The sequence below is a fragment of the Streptomyces sp. JJ66 genome (assembly GCF_019303495.1).
GTDB lineage: Bacteria > Actinomycetota > Actinomycetes > Streptomycetales > Streptomycetaceae > Streptomyces.
This window is the reverse complement of the sequence record NZ_JAEVFI010000001.1, coordinates 259,918-280,270: the sequence shown is the minus strand read 5'-3', so window position 1 is coordinate 280,270 and position 20,353 is coordinate 259,918. Positions and strand designations below refer to the sequence as shown.

Genomic DNA, 20,353 nt, shown 5'->3' with positions numbered 1-20,353 from the left:
GATGGCCTTCCAAGCAGTGCACGGCCTTGTCCAGCAGGCCGCCCAGCGCTTCGCCGACCACATCGCGGTTGAGTGCCCGCAGGGTCGGCTGACCTACGCGGAGCTCATCGCCCGCTCGGACGAACTGGCCGTCGCCATACGCTCTTCCGGCGCGGGCGCCGGCTGTGTGGTGCCGATCCTGGCCGAAGACCGGCGCGAGCTGGTCGTGTCGATCTTGGCCGTTCTCAAGGCGGGCGGCGTGTTCGTCCCCGTGGACCTGGCGACCCCGCCGCTGCGGCTACGCACCATGCTGACGACCACCGCGCCCGAGTGGGTGATCGTCGGTGCCTCGGCCGCCGAGAGAGGGGAGGAGATCCTGGAGTCCCTGGCGCTCGCGAGGCGGGTGCCGCTGGACCTGGACGCCGAGCAGACCGGCGCGGCCCCCGAGCGCATCCACCAGCCGGGCCCGGACGACGCGGCGTACACCTTCTTCACCTCCGGCTCCACCGGGCAGCCCAAGGCGATCGTCGGCCGGATGCAGGGCATCGACCACTTCGTCCGGTGGGAGACCGAACTGCTGGGCATCGGCCCCGGCACGCGGGTCAGCCAGTTGGCGTCCCCGGCCTTCGACGCGATCCTGCGCGACCTGTTCGTGCCTCTCACCACCGGCGGAACCGTGTGCGTTCCCCCTGCCGGACTCATCCTGGACGGCCCGGCCCTGGCCCGCTGGATCGACGAGGAGCGGATCAACCTCGTGCACACCGTGCCCACCGTGTGGCGCGGGATGCTGCCCTCGCTGACGGCCGACGGGCCCGAGCTCGCCGAACTGCGCTGTGTCGCGCTGGCCGGCGAGCCGCTGGCGCCGAGCGACGCCGCCACCTGGTTCGCCCGGTACGGCGAACGGATCCGCCTGCTCAACCTGTACGGCCCCAGCGAGACCACCATGACGAAGATGTTCCACTTTGTCACCCCGGCGGATGCCGAGCGATCCACCGTTCCCATCGGAAAGGCCATGCCCGGAGCCAGGGTGGTCCTGCTCGACGGCCGCAACCAGCCGTGCCCGCCCGGCGCCGTGGGCGAGATCCACATCCGCACGCCCTACATGTCCCTGGGCTACTTCCACCAGCCCGACGCCACCCGCGCCGCCTTCGTACCCAACCCGCTCGGCGACGATCCGGAGGACTTCGTCTACCGCACAGGGGACTTCGCCCGTGCCCTCCCGGACGGCAGCCTGGAGTACGTCGGCCGGCGGGACCAGCAGATCAAGCTTGGTGGCGTCCGCGTCGAGCTTGGCGAGATCGAGCACCTGCTGCGCGCCTACCACGCGGTGCGGGACGCGGCGGTGACCGCGGTCCCGGATGACGAGGGCAACCCGGCGTACCTGTGCGCCTTCGTGGAGACCGTTCAGCCCGTTGAGGCGGCGGACCTGCGCGCGCACCTCGCGCCGCGGGTACCCGACGCCCACCTGCCGCGGGTGTTCGTCCCCGTGGAGCGGCTGCCGCGCACCATCAGCGGCAAGGTGGACCGCCGCGCCCTGCCTGTGCCGTTGCCGCCGCGGCAGCAGGCGGAGCAGGACTACGTCGCCCCGCGCAACGCCACCGAGGAGTCCCTCGCCGGTATCTGGGCCAAGCTCCTGCCGGTGGACAAGCCAGGCGTCACCCACGACTTCTTCCACATCGGCGGCCACTCGCTCCTTGTCATGAGGCTGATCGCCGCGGTCACCGCCGAGTTCGGCGTGGACGTCAACCTCCAGAAGTTCCTCGCGGCCCCGACCATCGAGGGCTTGGCGGCAGAGATCGAGGAAGCCCTCCTCGCGGCCGGCTCCGACCTGGACGACCTGCTCGCGGACCTCGACGGACTCGACGAGGCCGAGGCCGAGCGCCTGCTGGCCCAGAACGGCGGGAACTGACGTGACCACCCCTCCTGACACCACGACCGCCCCCGAGCAGGCTGGCTCCCTGGACCGCGACGACATCCGGGTCCTGGAGCGGCAGATCGAGGATGCGCTGCTCGCCGACGACCGGGTCGCCGACTGCGCCGTCGTCTTCCAGGGCGTCGCCGTCGACTCCGTGCCGGCTGAGCGCTGCGTGCGCTGCGGCATGGACGCGGCCTACCCCGGCACCCGGCTGGACCGGGACGGCGTCTGCGACCTGTGCCTGATGTACGCCGAGAACGGCCCGGAGATCCTCGCCTACTTCGGCGAGGTGGAGGAGTTCACCCGGGTTCTGCGCGAACGGGCGGAGGCGGCCGGGTCCGGCTTCGACGCACTGCTGCTGTTCAGCGGCGGCAAGGACAGCACCTATGTGCTGCACCAGCTGGTCCGGATGGGTCTGCGGGTGATGACCTTCACCTTTGACAACGGGTTCATCTCGCGGACCGCGCTGGAGAACGTCGAGACGATTACCAAGTCCCTGGGTATCGAGCACGTCACGATGACCCGGGCCGATCAGAACCGCGTGTTCCTGCGCAGCCTGGAACAGCACAAGAGCGTCTGCAACGGGTGTTTCCGCTCGCTGCTCGACCTCAGCCACCGGCTCGCCCACGAGCGGGGAATCCCGAGCATAGTCACCGGACTCTCCCGCGGGCAGATCATCGACGAGCGTCTGCTGTGGTTCTACCGCAACGGTGAGTTCGACCCCGCGCGCATCGAGCAGCAGCTCGAGGTCGGCCGCAAGGTCTACCACCAGGTCGGCTCTGACCTCTCCGACGGGATGCTCGACTCCGTCGAGGTGGTCGACTACTACCGTTACTCCGACGTCACCAAGGACGATATCCGGGCCTTCCTGGCGGAGGCCGAGACTCTCTGGGCGGCGCCGAAGGACACCGGTTTCTGCAGTTCCAACTGCATGATCAACGACGTCGGCGTGTACGTTCACCGGCTGGAGCGGGGCTACCACAACTACGAGTCGCCGACCCGCTGGGAGGTCAGGCTCGGCCACCTGTCCCGGGCCGAGGCCGATGCCGAGCTACGCACCCCGGTCAACACGCGACGGGTCCGCTCCATGCTTGCGACCATCGGCTACACCGACCCCGGCGACCGCAGCCGCCTCGGCCGGCGCATGGCCGCGTACTACGTGCCCCGTACCGTGCTGCCCCCGGACCAGCTGCGGGCCTCGGTAGCCGCCCGGCTGCCGGAGATCCTTCTGCCGGAGCACTGGGTGGAGGTCGCCGAGCTCCCACGAACGGCCGACGGCGCGGTGGACCGGAAGGCCCTGCCCGACCCGGCCCCCGGCACAGGCAGACGACTCGCACCGGACACCGCCGAGGCGCAGGCACCCGTCGGCGCGCCCGACGCGGGCAGGCCCACGCCCGCCCAGCGGCTGCTGCTGGAGCAGGATGGCGCCGGCCCCGACGGCCGGGCGCGCGCCCTGCTGCTCGACCTGCCGGAGGCCACCACGGCGGAGAACGTCCGCAAGGCCGTGCTTGCCCTGGTCCAGCGGCACGAAGCCCTGCGCGCCCGGTTTAGCCGCAAGGATGGCGGCTGGCGGCGCGAGGTGGCCGGGCTGACCGGAGGGGTGCCGGTGGCCGCCCTTGACCTGACCAGGTACGAGCCGACGCGGGTCGCCGGGGCCCTGCGGGTGGCCGCCGAGCGGCTGCGGGCCCGGCTGGACGTGGCGCGGGGGCCGCTGTTCGCGGCCGCCTTCGTCGAACGGCGCGAGGCCGAACCCCAGTTGCTGCTGATCGTCCACGAACTCGCCGTCGACGTCGAGGCCTGGCGGCGCCTGCTCGACGACCTCGGCACGGCCCTCGGCAGGATCGCGGCCGGCGGGTCCGCCGGGCTGCCCGCCGCACCCGCGCCGCGGAGCGCGGCGGAGCCCGCCGACCCGCCCCCCGCCGCCGGTAAGTTGTGGGCGCCGCCGGCGGTGGAGCGGGACGGTCCGCTCGACCCGGTACGCCACACCGTGCTCGAAGCCGACCGGACCGCGGCGCTCGCGGCCACCGGTACCCCGCTCGCCGCCCTGGTGGCCACCGCGGTGACGCACGGGCTCGCCGAGACCTGCGGGGCGACGGGCGTACTCCTCGCCGTCACCGACCACACGGGCGCGCTCATCCACCCGGCGGGCCTGTTCGCGGTGACCGGTGTCGCCGGTGCGGAGGCGGGAGCCGGGGCGGCACTGACGTTCGAGCGGGTCCGCTCGGCCCTCGATGCCCCGGTCACCGCTCCCGCCGGAGCGGTTCCGGTCGGCATCGCCCACCTCGGCGACCTTGACGGCCTGCCCGCCGCTGGGAGTCCACTGCGGCACGCCGGCTCCGCCGACCATGACCTGGCCGCCCCGTTCGGAGTCCGCCTCCGGACTCCGTACGTGGTCAGCTACCTGCGCGACGGTTGCCTCCACCTCGACTGGGTCGGCACCCCGGCGCCCGCCGCGGCCGCCGACGCAGCCGCGGCGGCGCTCGCACAGATCGCCGCGACGGCATCGGAGGGCGCGGCATGACCGATACACAGGAGAAACTGCGGCAGCTACGTGAGCAGTCGCCCGCCAAGTACGCCCTGCTCCTGAGCCGGTTGCGCAGTCGCGCCGCGGCGGCACCCGCGGGGATCGGCCGCCGCCCCGCGAGCGCGGGGGCGCCGTTGTCGTTCGCCCAGCAGCGGCTGTGGTTCCTCGACCAGCTCAACCCTGGCGACACCGCGTACAACATGCCGTACGCGCTGCGCCTGGAGGGCCCGGTCGATCTTGAGGTGGCGACGGCCGCCTTCCGGGCCCTGGTCCATCGCCACGAGACCCTGCGGACCACCTTCCGCTCGGTCAACGGTGAACCGGTTCAGGTCGTCACGCCCCCGGAGGACGTCCGGTGGCACCCTGAGAGGGTCGACCTACGAGAAGTGCAGGGCGCCGAGGAGGCCGAGGAGGAGGTGCGGCGACTCGCCGCAGCCCACGCGGCCACCCCGTTCGACCTCGGCGACGGCCCGCTGTTCCGGGTGACCCTGGTCCGGTTGGCCGACCAGGAGACCGTCGCGCTGATCAACCTGCACCACATCATCACCGATGACTGGTCGATGGGTGTCCTGACCCAGGAGTTCGCCACCCTTTACACAGCGCTACGTGACGGTGGCGGCGATCCGCTGCCGCCGCTGGAGGTCCAGTACGCCGACTACGCCCACTGGCAGCGCGGGCTGAGCACCGAGAGCCGGGCCGCCGGCCTGGCCCACTGGCGAGAGCGGTTCCGCGGCGAGTCGCCCAGCCTCGGCGTGCCCACCGACCGGGCCCGCCCGCCGGTGCAGACGTACGCCGGCCGCACCCGCTCGTTCCACCTGTCCGCTGACGTCACCCGCGGGTTGCGGGCGCTGGCCGCCGACAACGGCGCCACCTTGTTCATGTCTCTGCTCGCCGGCTACTCCGCGCTTCTGCACCGCTACTCGGGTCAGGACGACATCATTGTTGGCACGTCGGTGGCCGGCCGCGGCCGGCCCGAAACCGAGCCGTTGATCGGCTTCCTCGTCAACACCCTGGCCCTGCGGGCCGACCTGTCCGGCGACCCCGCGTTCGACGAGCTGCTGGCTCGCACGAAGCGGGCCTGCCTCGCCGACTTCGCGCACCAGGACGTGCCGTTCGAGCAGGTGGTGGAGGAGATTCAGCCAGACCGCGACCTCAGTCGCGCGCCGCTGTTCCAGACCATGCTCACGCTGCACAACGTGCCGCGTGCCTCGCTCGACCTGGCCGGCCTGCGCATCTCCCCGTTCGCCGGGGAGGGCAGGCGCACCGCCATGTACGACCTGAGCCTCGACGTGGTCGACGAGGGCGAACAGCTCCGTTGCGACTGGGAGTGCAACACCGACCTGTACACCGACGCGACGATCGAGCGGATGGCAGGCCACTTCGAGCGGCTGCTCGGCGGAGCCGTGGCCGACCCGCAGCGGCGCCTGTCGGCTCTGCCGCTGCTGACGGACGCCGAGCGCACCGACGTCCTGACCCGGGAGAACACGGTGTCCGTGCGGGTCGGACCCGCAGAGTGCGTCCATCCGCTGTTCGAGGAGCATGCCCGGACCGCCCCCGACGCCATCGCCGTGGTGGACGGTGAGGACCGTGTCAGCTATCGAGAGCTGGACCGCCGAGCCGGGATCGTCGCCGCCCGGCTGCGCGCCCTCGGCGTCGGGCCCGAGGTACGGGTCGGTTTGTGCGCGCCGCGCTGTGCGGACTCGGTGGCCGCGGTGCTCGGCGTTCTCAAGGCCGGCGGCGCCTACGTACCGCTCGACCCCTCCAACCCCGCCGACCGGCTCCGGTTCATCCTCGCCGACGCCTCGGTCAGACTGCTGCTGACCCGGCACGACATCGCCGAGTCCATGCCGGGCCTGACCGACGGGATGTCCGTCGGCTGGCTCGACGACTGGCTCGCCGGTGCGGGCGCCGAGGACACGAGCGACGCCCCGGCCGCCGACCCGGCGCAGGCTCCGCAGCCGGTCTCGGACAATCTCGCCTTCCTCGTCTACACCTCCGGCTCCACCGGCCGGGCCAAGGGCGCGATGCTGACTCACGGCGCGCTGATGAGCGCCTACCGCTCCTGGGAGCGGGTCTACGAGCTGGGGACCGTGGTCCGCCGCCACCTCCAGGCCGCCAACATCGCCTTCGACGTCTTCACCGGCGACATGGTCCGCGCCCTGTGCTCCGGCGGCACCCTGGTGCTCTGCCACCGCGAGACGCTGCTGGACCCGGCCCGGCTGTACGAGCTGCTCCAGCGCGAGCGGGTGGACTTCGCAGACCTCGTCCCCGTGGTGATACGCCTGCTCAGCGCCCACGTGGCCGAACAGCGCCGGCTGCTGGACAACTTCAAGGTGCTGGCGGTCGGCGCAGACATCTGGTTCATGCGGGACTACTGGAACCTCAAGAAGCTCTGCCCGCCCGGCACCCGGCTGGTCAACTCGTACGGGATCACCGAATCCACTGTTGACAGCGGGCTGTTCGAGACCCCGATGCCGGAGCGGTCCGAGGAGGAACCGGTCCCCATCGGTCGGCCGCTGCCCAACACCGAGTTCTACGTGCTCGACGACAGGCTCCAGCCCGTACCCGTCGGCGTCCACGGAACCCTGTACATCGGCGGCCTGGCCCTGGCCCGCGGGTATGTCGGCCGCCCCGCGCTGACCGCCGAACGGTTCCTGCCGCACCCCTTCAGCGACCGGCCGGGCGCCCGTCTCTACAACACCGGCGACCTGGCCCGGTTGCTGCCAACCGGCGATGTGGAGGTCCTGGGCCGGGTGGACCGCCAGGTGAAGATCCGCGGCTTCCGGATCGAGCTGGAGGAGGTCGAGTCGGTCCTCGGCCAGCACCCCGCCGTTCAGGCCGCCGCCGTTGTTGTCCACACCGACGCCAAGGGCGAACGCCGCCTCGCCGGGTACGTCGAGCTGCGGGTCGGCAGCACGGCCGATGCGGCGGAGCTCCAGGACCACCTGCGCACCCAGTTGCCGTACTACATGGTGCCGTCGACCATCACCCTGCTCGACCGGATACCGCTGAACGCCAACGGCAAGCACGAGCGCAAGGCGCTGCCCGCGCCCGCCGAGGAACCCACCGAGCGACCCGCCGCCGTGTTCGCCACGGCTACCGAGGAACTCGTCGCCGACATCTGGCGCAAGGTCGTCGGAGCCGAGGAGGTCACCCCCGAGGACGACTTCTTCCAAGTCGGCGGACACAGCCTGCTGGTGCCTCGTGTCCTGTTTGAACTGCGCCGGGCAACCGAGGTGGATCTGCCGCTGATCGCCCTGTTCGAGGCGACCACGGTGGCCGAGCTGGCCCAGCGGGTGGACGCCGCCCGTACCGCCCCTGCGCCCGCGGGAGGGAGCGGCGGACCGGGCGGGGAGCTGACCGCGCTGCCGGAGCTGGACGCGGAGATCACGGTGGCGCCGGAAGCCCGGCGGAAGCGCGACGCGGAACCCCGGGTCGTGCTGCTCACCGGTGCCACCGGCTTCCTCGGCGCCCACCTGCTAGACGGGTTGCTGCGGACCACCGAGGCGACCGTCCACTGCCTCCTGCGCGCCGAGAACCCCGAGGAAGGCGCCCGGCGGCTGATAAAGACCCTCGCCGGGTACGGAGTGCCCGCGCCCGCGGACGGCCGGGTTGTGGTCGAGCCCGGAGACCTGGAAAAGCCGCTGCTCGGTCTCGGTGCCGCGCGGTTCGACGAACTCACCAGCCGGCTTGACGCCATCTACCACAGCGGCGCCTGGGTGAGCTTCACCCTGCCGTACACCACTCTGCGCGCCGCCAACGTGGACGGCACCCAGGAGGTTCTGCGGTTGGCCGCACGCGGCGGCGGTGTTCCGGTGCATCACGTCTCCACCGCGTCCGTACCTGAGCCCGGCACCACCCCGGCGGCGCCCGTTACCGGCGGCTACAACCAGAGCAAGTGGGCCGCCGAGCACCTGGCGGTCGCCGCCCGGGGACGTGGTGTCCCGGTCGACGTGTACCGCCCCGACTACGTCGGCGGGCACAGCGCCACCGGAATCGGCAACCCGAAGGACTTGATCTGGGCGATCATCAAGGGCAGTGTTCAGCTCGGGTGCTACCCCGACCTGGACTTCCCGGTGCAGCTGGTGCCGGTGGACCGGGTCGCCGGGGCCTTGCTGGCGCTCGCTTCCCGCCCGGGGGCGGAGCCGGCTTCCTTCGACCTGGCCCACCCCGAACCGGTCGGCCTGGACACGGTCTTCGAATGGGTCATCGCCTTCGGCTACCGGCTCCGCAAGGTCTCCTACGCCGACTGGCTCACCGCCCTCCAGGAGTCGGCCGCACACTCCTGGCAGAACGCCCTGTTCCCGTTCCTGGAGCTGTTCACCACCCCTGGGCAGGGTGGCCCCGGACCGGGCCCCAGCGGCCCTGAGGCCGCCGAACCCGGTCCGGCCCGGCCGGCGTACCTGGAGTCCGGCACCGCCTGCCCGACGATCGATCAGCGCCTGCTGCACACCTACCTCGCGGAACTGGTGCGCAGCGGCTACCTCCAGGCTCCCGGCCCGGACCTGGACGACACCCCCCTGGAGAACGCATGACCACTGCGAAGCAGCGGCGAGCGGCCCCGCCCCCGCCGTCTGGCGAGCGGGTCGGCCCGTTCCTGAAGGCACACCTGGCCCGGTCCAAGGGCTGGATCGCCGCCCACCTCACCGGTTCGCTGGCATGGCACCTGCTGGCCGCGGCGGTCCCGCTTGTCATCGGCGCAGCCTTTGACTCCCTGCTGGGCAGCACCCCGGACCAGAACCGGTTCGACACCATGGTGATGGTGCTGCTGCTCCTCGTCGCGGTGCGCGGCATCGCCGGCTTTGTCGCCACGTACTCGCTGGAGGCCTACGCCTGCGGTCTGGAACGCGACGTGCGGGCCACGCTGTTCTCCTCGCTGCTCCAGAAGGGGCAACACTTCTTCAACCGGCGCCCGGTCGGTGACCTCTCGGCCCGGGCCACCGGTGACGCGCAGGCCGTCAACCTGGCGCTCTCGCCCGGCATGGACCTCACCCTCGACATGCTGCTCGGCCTGATCGTGCCGATCGTGTTCATCGGCCTGATCGATGCCCGGCTGCTGCTGGTACCGCTGGTGTTCCTCGTGCTGTTCGCCGTCGCGCTGGCCGAGTACGGCCGCCGGCTCGATCCGGCCGCCGGGGCCACCCGGGCCCGGTTCGGCGAGTTCAGCGCCCAGGTCTCGCAGACCATCGCGGGCATGGAGACCGTCGAAGCCACCGGCCGCCGGGCTGCCGAGCAGCGCCGCTTCATGGAGCGGGCGACCGCCTACCGGGACGCCTCGGTACACCAGGCCAAGACGCAGGCCCTGTACCTGCCCACCCTGCTGCTGGTGGCCGCGCTGGCGGCCGGCCTGCTGCACGGCGCCCACCTGGTCTCCACCGAATCCCTGACGATTGGTCAGTTCATCGCCTTCCTCGGCTTGATGAGCGCTCTGCGGGCGCCAACCCAGCTGGCCTCGTTCAGCATCGGCCTAGTCTTCCTGGGTATCGCCGGTGCCCGCCGGATCCTTGAGGTCATCACCGACCGGGCAGGTTCGGAGGACTCCGAGACCGGCCATCGGGCGGAGATCGAGGGCACGGTGGTCTTCGACCGGGTCTCCTTCGGCCACGAGGGCAAACCGGTCCTCGAAGACGTTTCCTTCTCCGTGGAACCGGGCATGACCGTCGCCCTCGTGGGGCCTACCGGCAGCGGCAAGTCGACTCTGCTCCAACTGCTGAACCGCACCTACACGCCGGACTCCGGTGAGGTGCGGGTGGGCGGGGTGGCCACCACCGGCTGGCACGCCCAGACGCTGCGCTCACAGATCTCGGTGATCGAGCAGAACGTCGTGCTGTTCTCCCGGTCCATCGCGGACAACCTTGCCTTCGGCACGGACCGCGAACTCTCCCGGGCCGAGCTGGAGGAGGCTGCCCGGGCCGCGCACGCCCACGCGTTCATCACCGCCACGGAGCACGGCTACGACACTCTGGTCGGCGAGCGCGGGGCCACCCTGTCCGGCGGTCAGCGGCAGCGCATCGCCATCGCCCGCGCCCTGCTGGCGGACCCACGGATCCTCGTGCTGGACGACTCCACCAGCGCCGTGGACAGCGCTACCGAGCAGAAGATCCAGCAGGCCGTCCGGCGTGCCGCCGCGGGCCGCACCACCTTCATGGTCACCCCCCGGCTCTCCCGGATCCGCAGCGCCGATCTGGTCCTGGTACTGGACCGGGGCCGCATCGTCGGCCAAGGCACACACGAGGAACTGCTGGAGAGCTGCGATCTGTACCACCGGATCTTCGCGCCGCACTTGCGGGAGACGGCCGGCCGGTCCGGAGAGGAAGTCCACTGATGGCACACATACTCGACGGGATCTCCGCGGACAGTTACGACCGAGCCTACGGGGACCGGGAACTGCTGCGCCGGATCCGCCCTTTGTTCGCCGGTAGGAGGAGGACGGTCGCGCTGATCGCGCTGGCCGTGGTCGGCGCGGCGGTGGCCGGCGCCGCGTTCCCGCTGCTGGTGGCCAACATCGTGGACAACGCCGAGCAGGAAAGCCTCGGCGACGCGGTGCTGCCACTGACCGCGGCCGCGCTCGGCACCGGCGTCGTCGCCTGGCTGCTCACCTTCCTGCAGCAGCGTGCCGTGGGCGTCCTGGTCGGCGACGTGGTGCTGGAGATGCGGCGGCGTGCCTTCGAGGCGGTGCTCCGGCAGGACATGTCGTTCCACGACGCCCAGTCGTCAGGATCGGTGGCCAGCCGGATCACCGCGGACACCCAGGCGTTCGCCACCCTGGCCACGCTCACCCTCGGGCTGGTCGGCCAGGTCCTGATGATCGGCCTGCTGCTGCTCGCCATGATGGTCATCAACCTTCCGCTGGCCCTGGTCACCGCCGGCACAGCGGCCCTGATCGTGCTGGTCAGCCTGGGGTTCCGGTGGGTGTCCCGGCGTGCCTCGCGGCAGCAGCAGAGGTCCCTCGCGCAGATCAACGCGTACGTACAGGAGACGCTCCGCGGTATCGCCGTGGCCCGCAACTTCCAGCGGGAGGAGTCCACCCACGCCGGTCTGGTCGAGGTCAACCAGCGCTGGTACCGGGCCACCGTCCGGCTGAACCGGCTGTTCAGCGGAATCTTCCCGCTGCTGCTCACCCTCACCGGGTTGGGCACAGTCGGTGTTGTTGTGCTCGGCGGGGGGCTGCTCACCGAGGGTGCCGTCACGGCGGGGGAATGGTCCCTGTTCCTGGAGGCCCTGATGCTGTTCTGGTTCCCGCTGACCAGCATCGCCTCCTTCTGGAACCAGTTCCAGCAGGGCCTGGCCGCATCCGAGCGGATCTTTGCCCTGGTGGACCGGGAACCCGCCGTCCGGCAGAGCGACAGACTCCCGGTACCCCGGCTCTCGGGCACCGTCGAGTTCCGCGGCGTCGACTTCGGCTACCGGGCCGACCGGCCCGTCCTGACCGGACTCGACCTCAGGATCGAAGGCGGTGAGACGGTCGCTCTGGTCGGCCACACCGGAGCCGGCAAGTCGAGCATCATCCGGCTCATCACACGGGCCTACGAGTTCGGCGCCGGCGAACTGCTGATCGACGGACAGGACATCCGCACGCTGGATCTTGACGCGTACAAGAGCCACCTCGGCATCGTCCCGCAGGCGCCGTTCCTCTTCTCCGGCACCGTCGGTGAGAACATCGGCTTCGGCCGGCCCGGTGCCACGCCCGAGGAGATCCTGGCCGCCGCCCGTTCGGTGGCCGGTGGCGACTGGCTCGATGTCCTACCGGAGGGTCTCGACACGCCGGTCAACGAGGGCGGCAGCAGCCTCTCCGCAGGCCAGCGGCAACTGATCGTGCTCGCCCGGGTGATGCTGGGAGACCCGTCCCTGCTGATCCTCGACGAGGCCACCGCCAGCGTGGATCCGCTCACGGAGGCCTTGGTGCAGGAAGGGCTGGACGCCGCCTCCGCGGGCCGCACGACCGTCGTGGTCGCGCACCGGCTTCCCACGGTCCGCAAGGCGGACCGGATCCTGGTCGTCGACGGCGGACGGATCGCCGAACAGGGCACGCACGACTCCCTGCGGGCGGCCGGCGGTCGGTACGCCGAGCTGTACGACCACTACTTCCGCCACCAGACGCTCGACTTCGAAGCCGCCAAGGAGGACGCCGATGCAGTCCTCCGCTGACACGCCCCGCACCCTGGGCGGGCTGCTGGCCGCGGCCGCTGACCGGTGGCCCGCCCGCACCGCCGTCGAACAGGACGGGGTCCGACTGGACTTCGCCGACCTGCACCGGCAGACCGAGAGGGCGGCCGCCCGGCTCGCCGCGGCAGGCGCCGGTCCCGCCGTCCTGCTCTTCGACAACACACCGGACTGCGTGGTCGCCTTCCTGGCGGCCGCCAGGGCGGGCGTCAGGCTGGTACCCGCCGAGCCCGACGCCACCCTGACCCAACTCGAAGGGCTGGCCACCGAGGCCGAAGCCCCTGTGCTGATCGGCCGCTCCGAGCGGCTGATCGCCCTGGACGCGGCCGGCAGATGGCGGGGCCCGGTCATGGAAACCGACGGCCTGCCGCAGGTGGGACCGGCCGGGCGTCCGGCCCCACCGGAGCCGGACGGGAACGCCCCGTTCCTGCACCAGTTCAGCTCCGGCTCCACCGGAGCGCCGAAGGCGGCTGTGCACACCCAGCACAACCTGGTGCGGGGTTCCCTGATCTACCGGGCCTCGTTCGGCTACGGCCCCGAGGACACCGTGCTCGCGGCCGTGCCACTGCTGCACTCCTTCGGGATGGTCGCGGGTCTGGTCACCTCGCTGCTGACCGGCGCCCGCCTGGTGGTACTCGGCCGCTTCACCCCCGGCCGCCTTCTGGGCGAGCTCCGTCGCACCGGCGCCACCGTGCTCGTCGCCACTCCGCTCGCCTGCGACCTGCTCGTCCGATCCGCTGGCGCGGCGGCCCCCGCCGGCCCCCTCGCGTTGCGGCTGTGCCTGTCCTCCGGGGCGGCTCTGCAACCGGCGACCGCCGAACGGTTCGCGGATCGGTTCGGCACAGGTATCAGCGAGGTCTACGGCTGCACCGAGGCCGGGATCATCGCGAGCCGGCAGCCGGAGTCGGACGCCGCGCCGGCACCGGCCGGGGAAGTCGGCCGCCCGGCACCGGGCGTCGAGGTGCGGCTGGTCGACAAGGCGGACGCGGACGTCGCCCCGGGTGACGAGGGCCTGTTGCTCGTCCGGACTCCCGCCATGTTCCTGGGCTACCTGGACCGTCCCGGCGCCACCGCGGAGGTGCTGCGCGAGGGCTGGTACCGGACCGGTGACCTGGCACGGTTGGACGACGCAGGACGGCTGCACCTGATCGGCCGCGAGGACACGTTTGTCAACGTAGGCGGCAAGAAGGTCAATCCGACGCAGGTCGAGCAGGTCCTGCTGGGGCACCCGCTGCTGGCCGAGGCCGTGGTGTGGGGGGAGGACCTGCCGGAAGGCGGCCAGCGGGTACGGGCCACCGTTGTCGCGACCGGACCGCTGACGGCCGCCGAACTCGGCGCCTGGTGCAGGGAATGGCTCCAGCCGTACCAGGTGCCTGGCGGCGTCGAGTTCGTCGCCGCGCTTCCGAAGTCCTCATCCGGCAAGATCCGGCGCGCCGAGGTGGCCGCTGCTGGCGTCCGGAGCCGCACACGCCACCAGGGGGAAAGACGCCCATGACCCTGACTCTCGTCGAGCTACTGCGCGTCCGGGCCGAAGCGGCACCGGACCGCACCGCCTACCGCTTCCTCGGGGACGACGACTCCGCGGAGACCATCAGCTACGCCGAACTGGACCGGGACGCCCGGGCGGTGGCCGGGCTGCTGCGCGAGCGGGGCGCCAAGGCCACCGACCGTGCGTTGCTGCTGTACCCGCCGGGCCTCGACTACATCAGGGCCTTCTTCGGCGCCCTGTACGCCCGTGTGGTCCCGGTCCCGGTCTATCCGCCGCGCTCCGTGCGCAACGCCTCCCGGCTCGGCTCGATCGCCACCGACGCCCGAGCCGGGTTCGCCCTCACCGTGTCCCCGGTGCTCGATCTGCTCGGTCGCGACGGCGCCGGCCTTGGCCTGGACGCTCTGCGCGCGGAGGCCACCGACGGCCTGGACGCCAGACTCGCCAACCGGTGGGCCGGGCAGCTGCCGGACGCCGGGAGCCCGGCCTTCCTGCAGTACACCTCGGGATCGACCGCGGCGCCCAAGGGCGTGGTCCTCAGCCACGGCAACCTGCTGCACAACCTCGCCATGATCGGGGACGCGTTCGGCTGCGACGAGGACACCAGCGCGGTCGTGTGGCTGCCGCCGTACCACGACATGGGCCTGATCGGCGGCATCCTCACCCCCCTGTACGCCGGCTTCCCGGTCACCCTCATGTCCTCCATGAGCTTCCTCCGCCGCCCGTTGGGGTGGCTGCGGGCCGTCTCCACCGAGGGGGCCCAGCTCAGCGGTGGCCCCAACTTCGCCTACGAGATGTGCGCCCGGCTCGCCACCGACGCCGATCGCGCGGAACTAGACCTCAGCACCTGGCGGGTTGCGTTCAACGGCGCCGAACCCATCCGGGCGTCTACCCTGGACGCTTTCGAAGAGGCATTCGGGGACTGCGGGTTCCGCCGCAGCAGCTTCCTGCCCTGCTACGGCATGGCGGAGGCCACCCTGTTTGTCACCGGCGCCACGGCGGCCGCCGAACCGACGGTGCTCGCGGTGGACGCCGCCGGCCTGGAGTCGGGCCGGGCCGACGAGCCTGGCCCGGACAGACCGGCCCGACAGCTGGTCGGCACCGGTCGGCCCGCCGCCGATCAGCAGGTGCTGATCGTCGAGCCCGGTACCCGGGAACCGCTGCCCGAACGCCGGATCGGTGAGATCTGGGTGCACGGGCCGAGCGTCGCCCAGGGGTACTGGGACAACCCGGCTGCCACCGGGGAGGCTTTTGCCGCCCGGCCCGCCGGACAGGACAACGCGGACGGGCGCACCTGGTTGCGCACCGGGGACCTCGGCTTCCTCGCCGGCGGCGAACTGTTTGTAACGGGACGCCACAAGGACCTGATCATCGTCCGCGGCCGCAACTTCTATCCCACTGACATCGAACTCGCGGTCGAGGCGGCCCACCCCTCCTTCCGTTCCGGATGCGGCGCGGCCGTGGCCGCCGAGCACGACGGCGAGCAGGTGCTTGTGGTGCTCCAGGAGGTCGAGGGCCGTGCGCTGGCCACGATCGATGTGGCGGAGGCCACGGCGGCCGTGCGTGCCGCTGTGATGGACAGGTGCGATGTCGCCGTCCACGAGGTGCTCCTGCTCAAGCCCGGTGCGATCCCCAAGACCACAAGCGGCAAGATCCAGCGCTCGCTGAGCCGCCAGCGTCATGCGGCCGGGGGGTTCGAACCGCTTGGCGGTGGGACTGCCGGGACGGCCGCCGCCTCGACCGAGCCCGGCCCGGCCGAGGTGGCCGCCCTGGACTCGGCCGGGCGCACGGCGCTTGTTCTGGAGGTGCTGCGGCGGCGGATCGCCGACGCCCTCGGCGGCACCACGGAACAGGTCGCCACCACCGGGGTGCCGCTTACCAGCCTGGGCATCGACTCGCTGGCCGCGGTCCTGCTCGTCAACCGGATCCGCGAAGACCTTGGCGTCGAACTACCGCTGAGCCGGATGCTGGGCGGCGCGGACCTCGCCGCCCTGGCTGCCGAGGCGACCCTCGTGACGGACCCCGCGACCGGCGCGGAGAGCGGAGCCGCTTCGGGAACCGTGGCCGCCCCGGCCGCCGAATCCGACGGGCCGGGGACAACCCTCGGGCAGCGTTCGATCTGGCACGTGCAGCAGCAGTCACCGGGCGCCTCCGCCTACAACATCCCGGTCGCCGTGGAACTGGCCGGGCCGCTGGACACCGACGCGCTGCGCGCGGCCCTCCGCCAGGTGTCCGAACGGCACGAGATACTGCGCACCCGCTACCGGGTGACCGAGGGCGAGATTGTGCCCTTCCGCGCCGATGACCCGGTCGAGCTGCACGTGACGGACGCCCGGGCGGACGGAGCGGAACAACTCGCCGAGCGGGCCTTCGCTCTCGCCCACCGCCCGTTCGACCTGGAGCACGACCCGGTGTTCCGGGCCGACCTGCTGGTCAGGGCCGGGGACCGGCACGTCCTGTTGCTGACGGTCCACCACATCGCCGCCGACCTGTGGTCGGTGGTCAACCTCACCGCCGAGCTGGGCCGCGGATACACGGCCCTGGCCGCCGGCACCACTCCGGCGCCGGAAGCCCCGGCCGGTCGCTACGCCGACCAGGTCCGCCGGGAGCGGCGGCTGCTGGCCGGACCCACCGGCCGGGCCATGCTGGACTACTGGCGTCAGGAACTCGCCGGCCCACAGCCGCTCCTCGACCTCCCGCTGGACGCGCCGCACCCGGCGACCCCCAGCTACCGTGGCGGCCGCGTTCCGTTCCGCGTCGACGCAGGGCGGACCGCGCGTGTCCGCGCCTTCGCCAAGGAGACCGGGACCACGCTCTACACGGTCCTGCTGGCCGCCTTCCAGATCGCTCTGCATCACGCGAGTGGAAGTCCGGAACTGGTGGTCGGCACCGCCGCCGCGAACCGCGGTGCCAAGGGCGCAGAGGACGTCGTCGGCTACTTCACCAACATGGTGGCCGTCCGCGGCAGCTTCGAGGAGGGTGTGACGCCCCGCGCTTTCACCGGAAGGCTGCACCAGACGGTGCTGTCCGCCCTGGACCACCAGGCCTGTCCGATCTCCCTGGTCCTGGAGACGGTCCAGCCCCGGCGCGAGCCCGGTCGCAACCCGCTCTTCCAGGCGGTGTTCGTGCTACAGCGGCCGCATGCGCACGCGGAGACGGCCGGCTTTGTCCTCGGTATGGACACCGGGGCCGCCACCTCGTGGGGAAGGCTGCGCCTGACCCCGTACCCGCTGCCGCACCGCACAGCCCAGTACGAGCTGATGCTCACCGTCGTGGACGCGGGGCCCGAGTTGCACGCGGCCCTGGAATACAGCAGCGACATCTTCACCGAGTCCACCGCGGAGCGGCTGGCCGCGCACTACCGGACCGTCCTGGACGACCTCCTGGAACGGCCCGACACTCCCGTCGCCGAGCTCTGCCCGGCCGAACTGCTGGCACGGCGCGCGACACGCGACGCCGGAAACGAGGAGGACGCCCTGACCCGCTACGTGGCACCCCGCACCGACACCGAGCGCATACTGGCGAAGATCTGGTCCGAGGTGCTCGGGGTCGAACCCGTTGGCGTCGAGGACGACTTCTTCGAGCTGGGCGGCCACTCGCTGCTCGCCGTCCAGCTCATCTCGGGTGTCCGCGACGCCCTCGGCGTGGACGTGCCCGTCCGCAGCGTGATGCAGACCCGCACCGTCGCACAGGGAGCGGCGATCATCGACGCGCTGCTGTGGGCCAAGGAAGGCGCGGCCTCCGCCGACGCCGGCCGAGAGGAAGGCGAACTGTGACCGACTTCGCCGGCCACCTGGTCCCCCTTCCGTCCGGCGAGTGGCGGATCTGGCGGACCATGGGCCTGCGCGGCACCGGCTTTCCGGCCGGCCAGGTGCTCGACCTGGCCGCGCCAGGCGGAGCCGCGGCCGCCGACCGGCTGCTGGAGGCCCGTGCTGCGGCGGCGGCCGCCCGGGCCACCGCGGTGGAGGCGCTCCGCACGGAACTCGACACCCTGCGCGCCGTCGGCGCATGGGGTGACATCACCCGCCGGCGTCCGTTGCTGCGTGCGATCAGCCGGCTGAACAAGGGCGGCCTGCCCGGACCCGAGTGCGCCTCGCTGCCCGCAGTGGGCGCGCTCGCCGCCGCCGAGGCACGAGTCGCCGATGCGGAACGCGACCTGGACAAGGCCTTCGCCGAGGACCTCGCCCGGCTGTCCGCCGTCCTCGACCGCACCGCCGCCGAGCCCCGCTTCCGCGAGGCCGTCCTCTGGCAGAACCGCAAGGCATACACCGACGGCGTGCGCAAGGTCGGCGGCGACGGACGGCGCAACTCCCGCCGTCGCGAGCACGAAGCCCTGGTCGCCGGATACCTGCAGCGCTACACGGTCAAGAACGACTCCATTGGGTTCTTCGGACCGGTCGGCTGGGCGGAGGCCGTTCCTGAGGGGGCACCTCTCACCGTCGCCCCCGGCAACTCGCTGGTGGCCCGCCGTGAGGTGTACTTCGAGCAGTGGTGCCTGGACGCCCTGGTGCGCTCCCTGGGTACCGGGGCCGAGCTGCGCCGCTGGTTCCCGCCCCGTCGGCTGCCGACCGCCAGCCTGGAGGGCACCACTCTCCGCCTGCCCGGCCGCACCGTTGAGCTGCCCTCCGCGAAGGCCGCGGTGCTGCGTTCCGTCCTCGCGCTGTGCGACGGCGGCCGTACCGGTGTGGACGTCGCCGAGGAACTGGGACTCGGCGAGACCGAGGGGCTGGCCCTGCTGGAATCCCTGCAAGCCACCGGACTCATCGCCTGGGATCTTGCACTGCCCTTGCAGCCCCGCCCCGAGCTGGCGCTGCGCGAGCAGCTGGAGCGGATCGGCGATCCCGCCCTGCGCGCCGACGTCCTCGCCCGGCTGAACCGTCTCACCGCCGCCCGGGACCGGGTAGCGGCCGCGGCCGGCAAGCCCGACGAACTGGAGCGGGCCCTCGCCGACCTGGAGACCGACTTCACCGAGCTGACCGGCACCGCGGCCACCCGGGCACACGGCGAGACCTACGGCGCCCGCACCCTGGTGTACGAGGACTGTCGGCGTGCCGACCGGGTCGAGATGGGTCCCGAGCTGCTCGCCGAACTGGGCCGCCCGCTCTCCCTGATACTGGACTCCGCCCGCTGGCTGACCGCGTGTGTCGCCGAGGGGTACCGCAAGGAGTTCCGGCACGCGTACGACCTGCTGATCGCCGGGCGTCCGGACGCGGAACTCCGGCTGACCGACATCCTGCCCCACGTCCAGTCAGCTGTCCTCGGCCCGGACCAGCGGATCGTCGACCGTGCCGTGTCCGAACTACAGGAGCGCTGGGGCACCGTGCTCGGCCCCCTGGAGGGCCGCAGCGTCACGTTCGCCTCGGAGCGGCTGCGTCCGCTCGTCGCCCGGACCTTCGCGGCCGCGGCTCCGGGTTGGGCCGGCGCCCGCTACCAGGCGCCGGACGTGATGATCGCCGCCACTGGGCAGGAGGCGGTCGCCGCAGGCGACTACCAGCTGGTCATGGGTGAGTTGCACGTCGGCGTCAACACCCTGCGCAACCTGCTCTTCGTGGACCAGCATCCGGACCCGGACGCGCTGGAGCGGGCGACCCTGGCCGACATGCAGGTCCCCCGGGTGCGACCGGTCCTGCCCAAGGAATGGCTCTACTCCACCCGCACCTCCACCTGTCTGTTCACCGACCGGGACTACCACCTGCTGCTCGGCGACGAGGGCTCCTGGATGACCGGTCACCCGCGCGCGCTCAACGCCGCGGAGGTCCGCATCGGCCTGCGCGACGGCCGGGTGGTGGCCCGCGCCGGCACCGACGGTCCGGAGTTCGACCTGGTCGAACTGCTCGCGGAGGCGATCGGCTTCAAGGTGGTCAACCGGTTCCAGCTGATGCCGGCCCGCAGGCACACCCCGCGGGTGACCGTGGACAAGTTGGTGGTGTGCCGCGAGTCCTGGCGGTTCCACCCGGCTGAACTCGCATTCGCCTGGGAGAAGGACGAGGCGGCCCGCTTCACGGCCGCACGTGCCTGGGCCCGCGAACACGCGGTTCCCCGGTTCGTCTTTGTCAAGGACGCCCACGAGACCAAGCCGTTCTATGTCGACCTGGACAGCCCGCTGTTCGTCAACGCCTTCGCCCACGTCGTCCGCGGTGCCCCCGAGCAGCCGGAGGACAGCCTGACCATCTCGGTCGGCGAGATGCTTCCGACCACCGAGCAGACCTGGCTGAGAGACAGTCAGAGACTCGGATACACCAGCGAGTTCCGCATCATCGCGGTGGACAAGTAAGGAGTGCGGCGC

At 71.9% G+C, this 20,353-nt stretch carries 8 protein-coding genes; all 8 read left to right on the top strand.

What is annotated here, in order from left to right; all coding sequences use genetic code 11:
- Nucleotide 1 precedes the first annotated feature (1 nt).
- From JJV70_RS01160 to JJV70_RS01125, 8 genes are read left to right on the top strand one after another with little or no spacing between them, the layout of a single operon-like run.
- The gene (locus JJV70_RS01160) at nt 2–1,888 is read left to right on the top strand and encodes a non-ribosomal peptide synthetase (protein ID WP_219045587.1); all 1,887 of its coding nucleotides are present in this window, start codon (nt 2–4) and stop codon (nt 1,886–1,888) included.
- A 1-nt stretch (nt 1,889) separates the two neighbouring features.
- Nucleotides 1,890–4,415 carry a condensation domain-containing protein gene (locus tag JJV70_RS01155; RefSeq protein WP_219045586.1) on the top strand — a complete coding sequence of 842 codons (2,526 nt, stop codon included), beginning with the start codon at nt 1,890–1,892 and terminating at the stop codon, nt 4,413–4,415.
- Nucleotides 4,412–8,953, top strand: a complete 4,542-nt coding sequence (locus tag JJV70_RS01150) for a non-ribosomal peptide synthetase (protein ID WP_219045585.1) — start codon at nt 4,412–4,414, stop codon at nt 8,951–8,953. Before JJV70_RS01155 ends, JJV70_RS01150 begins: the two co-directional genes overlap by 4 nt.
- The gene (locus JJV70_RS01145) at nt 8,950–10,743 is read left to right on the top strand and encodes an ABC transporter ATP-binding protein (protein ID WP_219045584.1); all 1,794 of its coding nucleotides are present in this window, start codon (nt 8,950–8,952) and stop codon (nt 10,741–10,743) included. The genes JJV70_RS01150 and JJV70_RS01145 overlap by 4 nt, the downstream gene beginning before the upstream one ends.
- Nucleotides 10,743–12,566, top strand: a complete 1,824-nt coding sequence (locus tag JJV70_RS01140) for an ABC transporter ATP-binding protein (protein ID WP_219045583.1) — start codon at nt 10,743–10,745, stop codon at nt 12,564–12,566. Before JJV70_RS01145 ends, JJV70_RS01140 begins: the two co-directional genes overlap by 1 nt.
- Nucleotides 12,550–14,076, top strand: a complete 1,527-nt coding sequence (locus JJV70_RS01135) for a class I adenylate-forming enzyme family protein (protein ID WP_219045582.1) — start codon at nt 12,550–12,552, stop codon at nt 14,074–14,076. Before JJV70_RS01140 ends, JJV70_RS01135 begins: the two co-directional genes overlap by 17 nt.
- Nucleotides 14,073–17,843, top strand: a complete 3,771-nt coding sequence (locus JJV70_RS01130) for a condensation domain-containing protein (RefSeq protein WP_219045581.1) — start codon at nt 14,073–14,075, stop codon at nt 17,841–17,843. The genes JJV70_RS01135 and JJV70_RS01130 overlap by 4 nt, the downstream gene beginning before the upstream one ends.
- Nucleotides 17,840–20,341 carry a lantibiotic dehydratase gene (locus tag JJV70_RS01125; protein ID WP_219045580.1) on the top strand — a complete coding sequence of 834 codons (2,502 nt, stop codon included), beginning with the start codon at nt 17,840–17,842 and terminating at the stop codon, nt 20,339–20,341. Before JJV70_RS01130 ends, JJV70_RS01125 begins: the two co-directional genes overlap by 4 nt.
- The last annotated feature ends 12 nt before the right edge of the window (nt 20,342–20,353 follow it).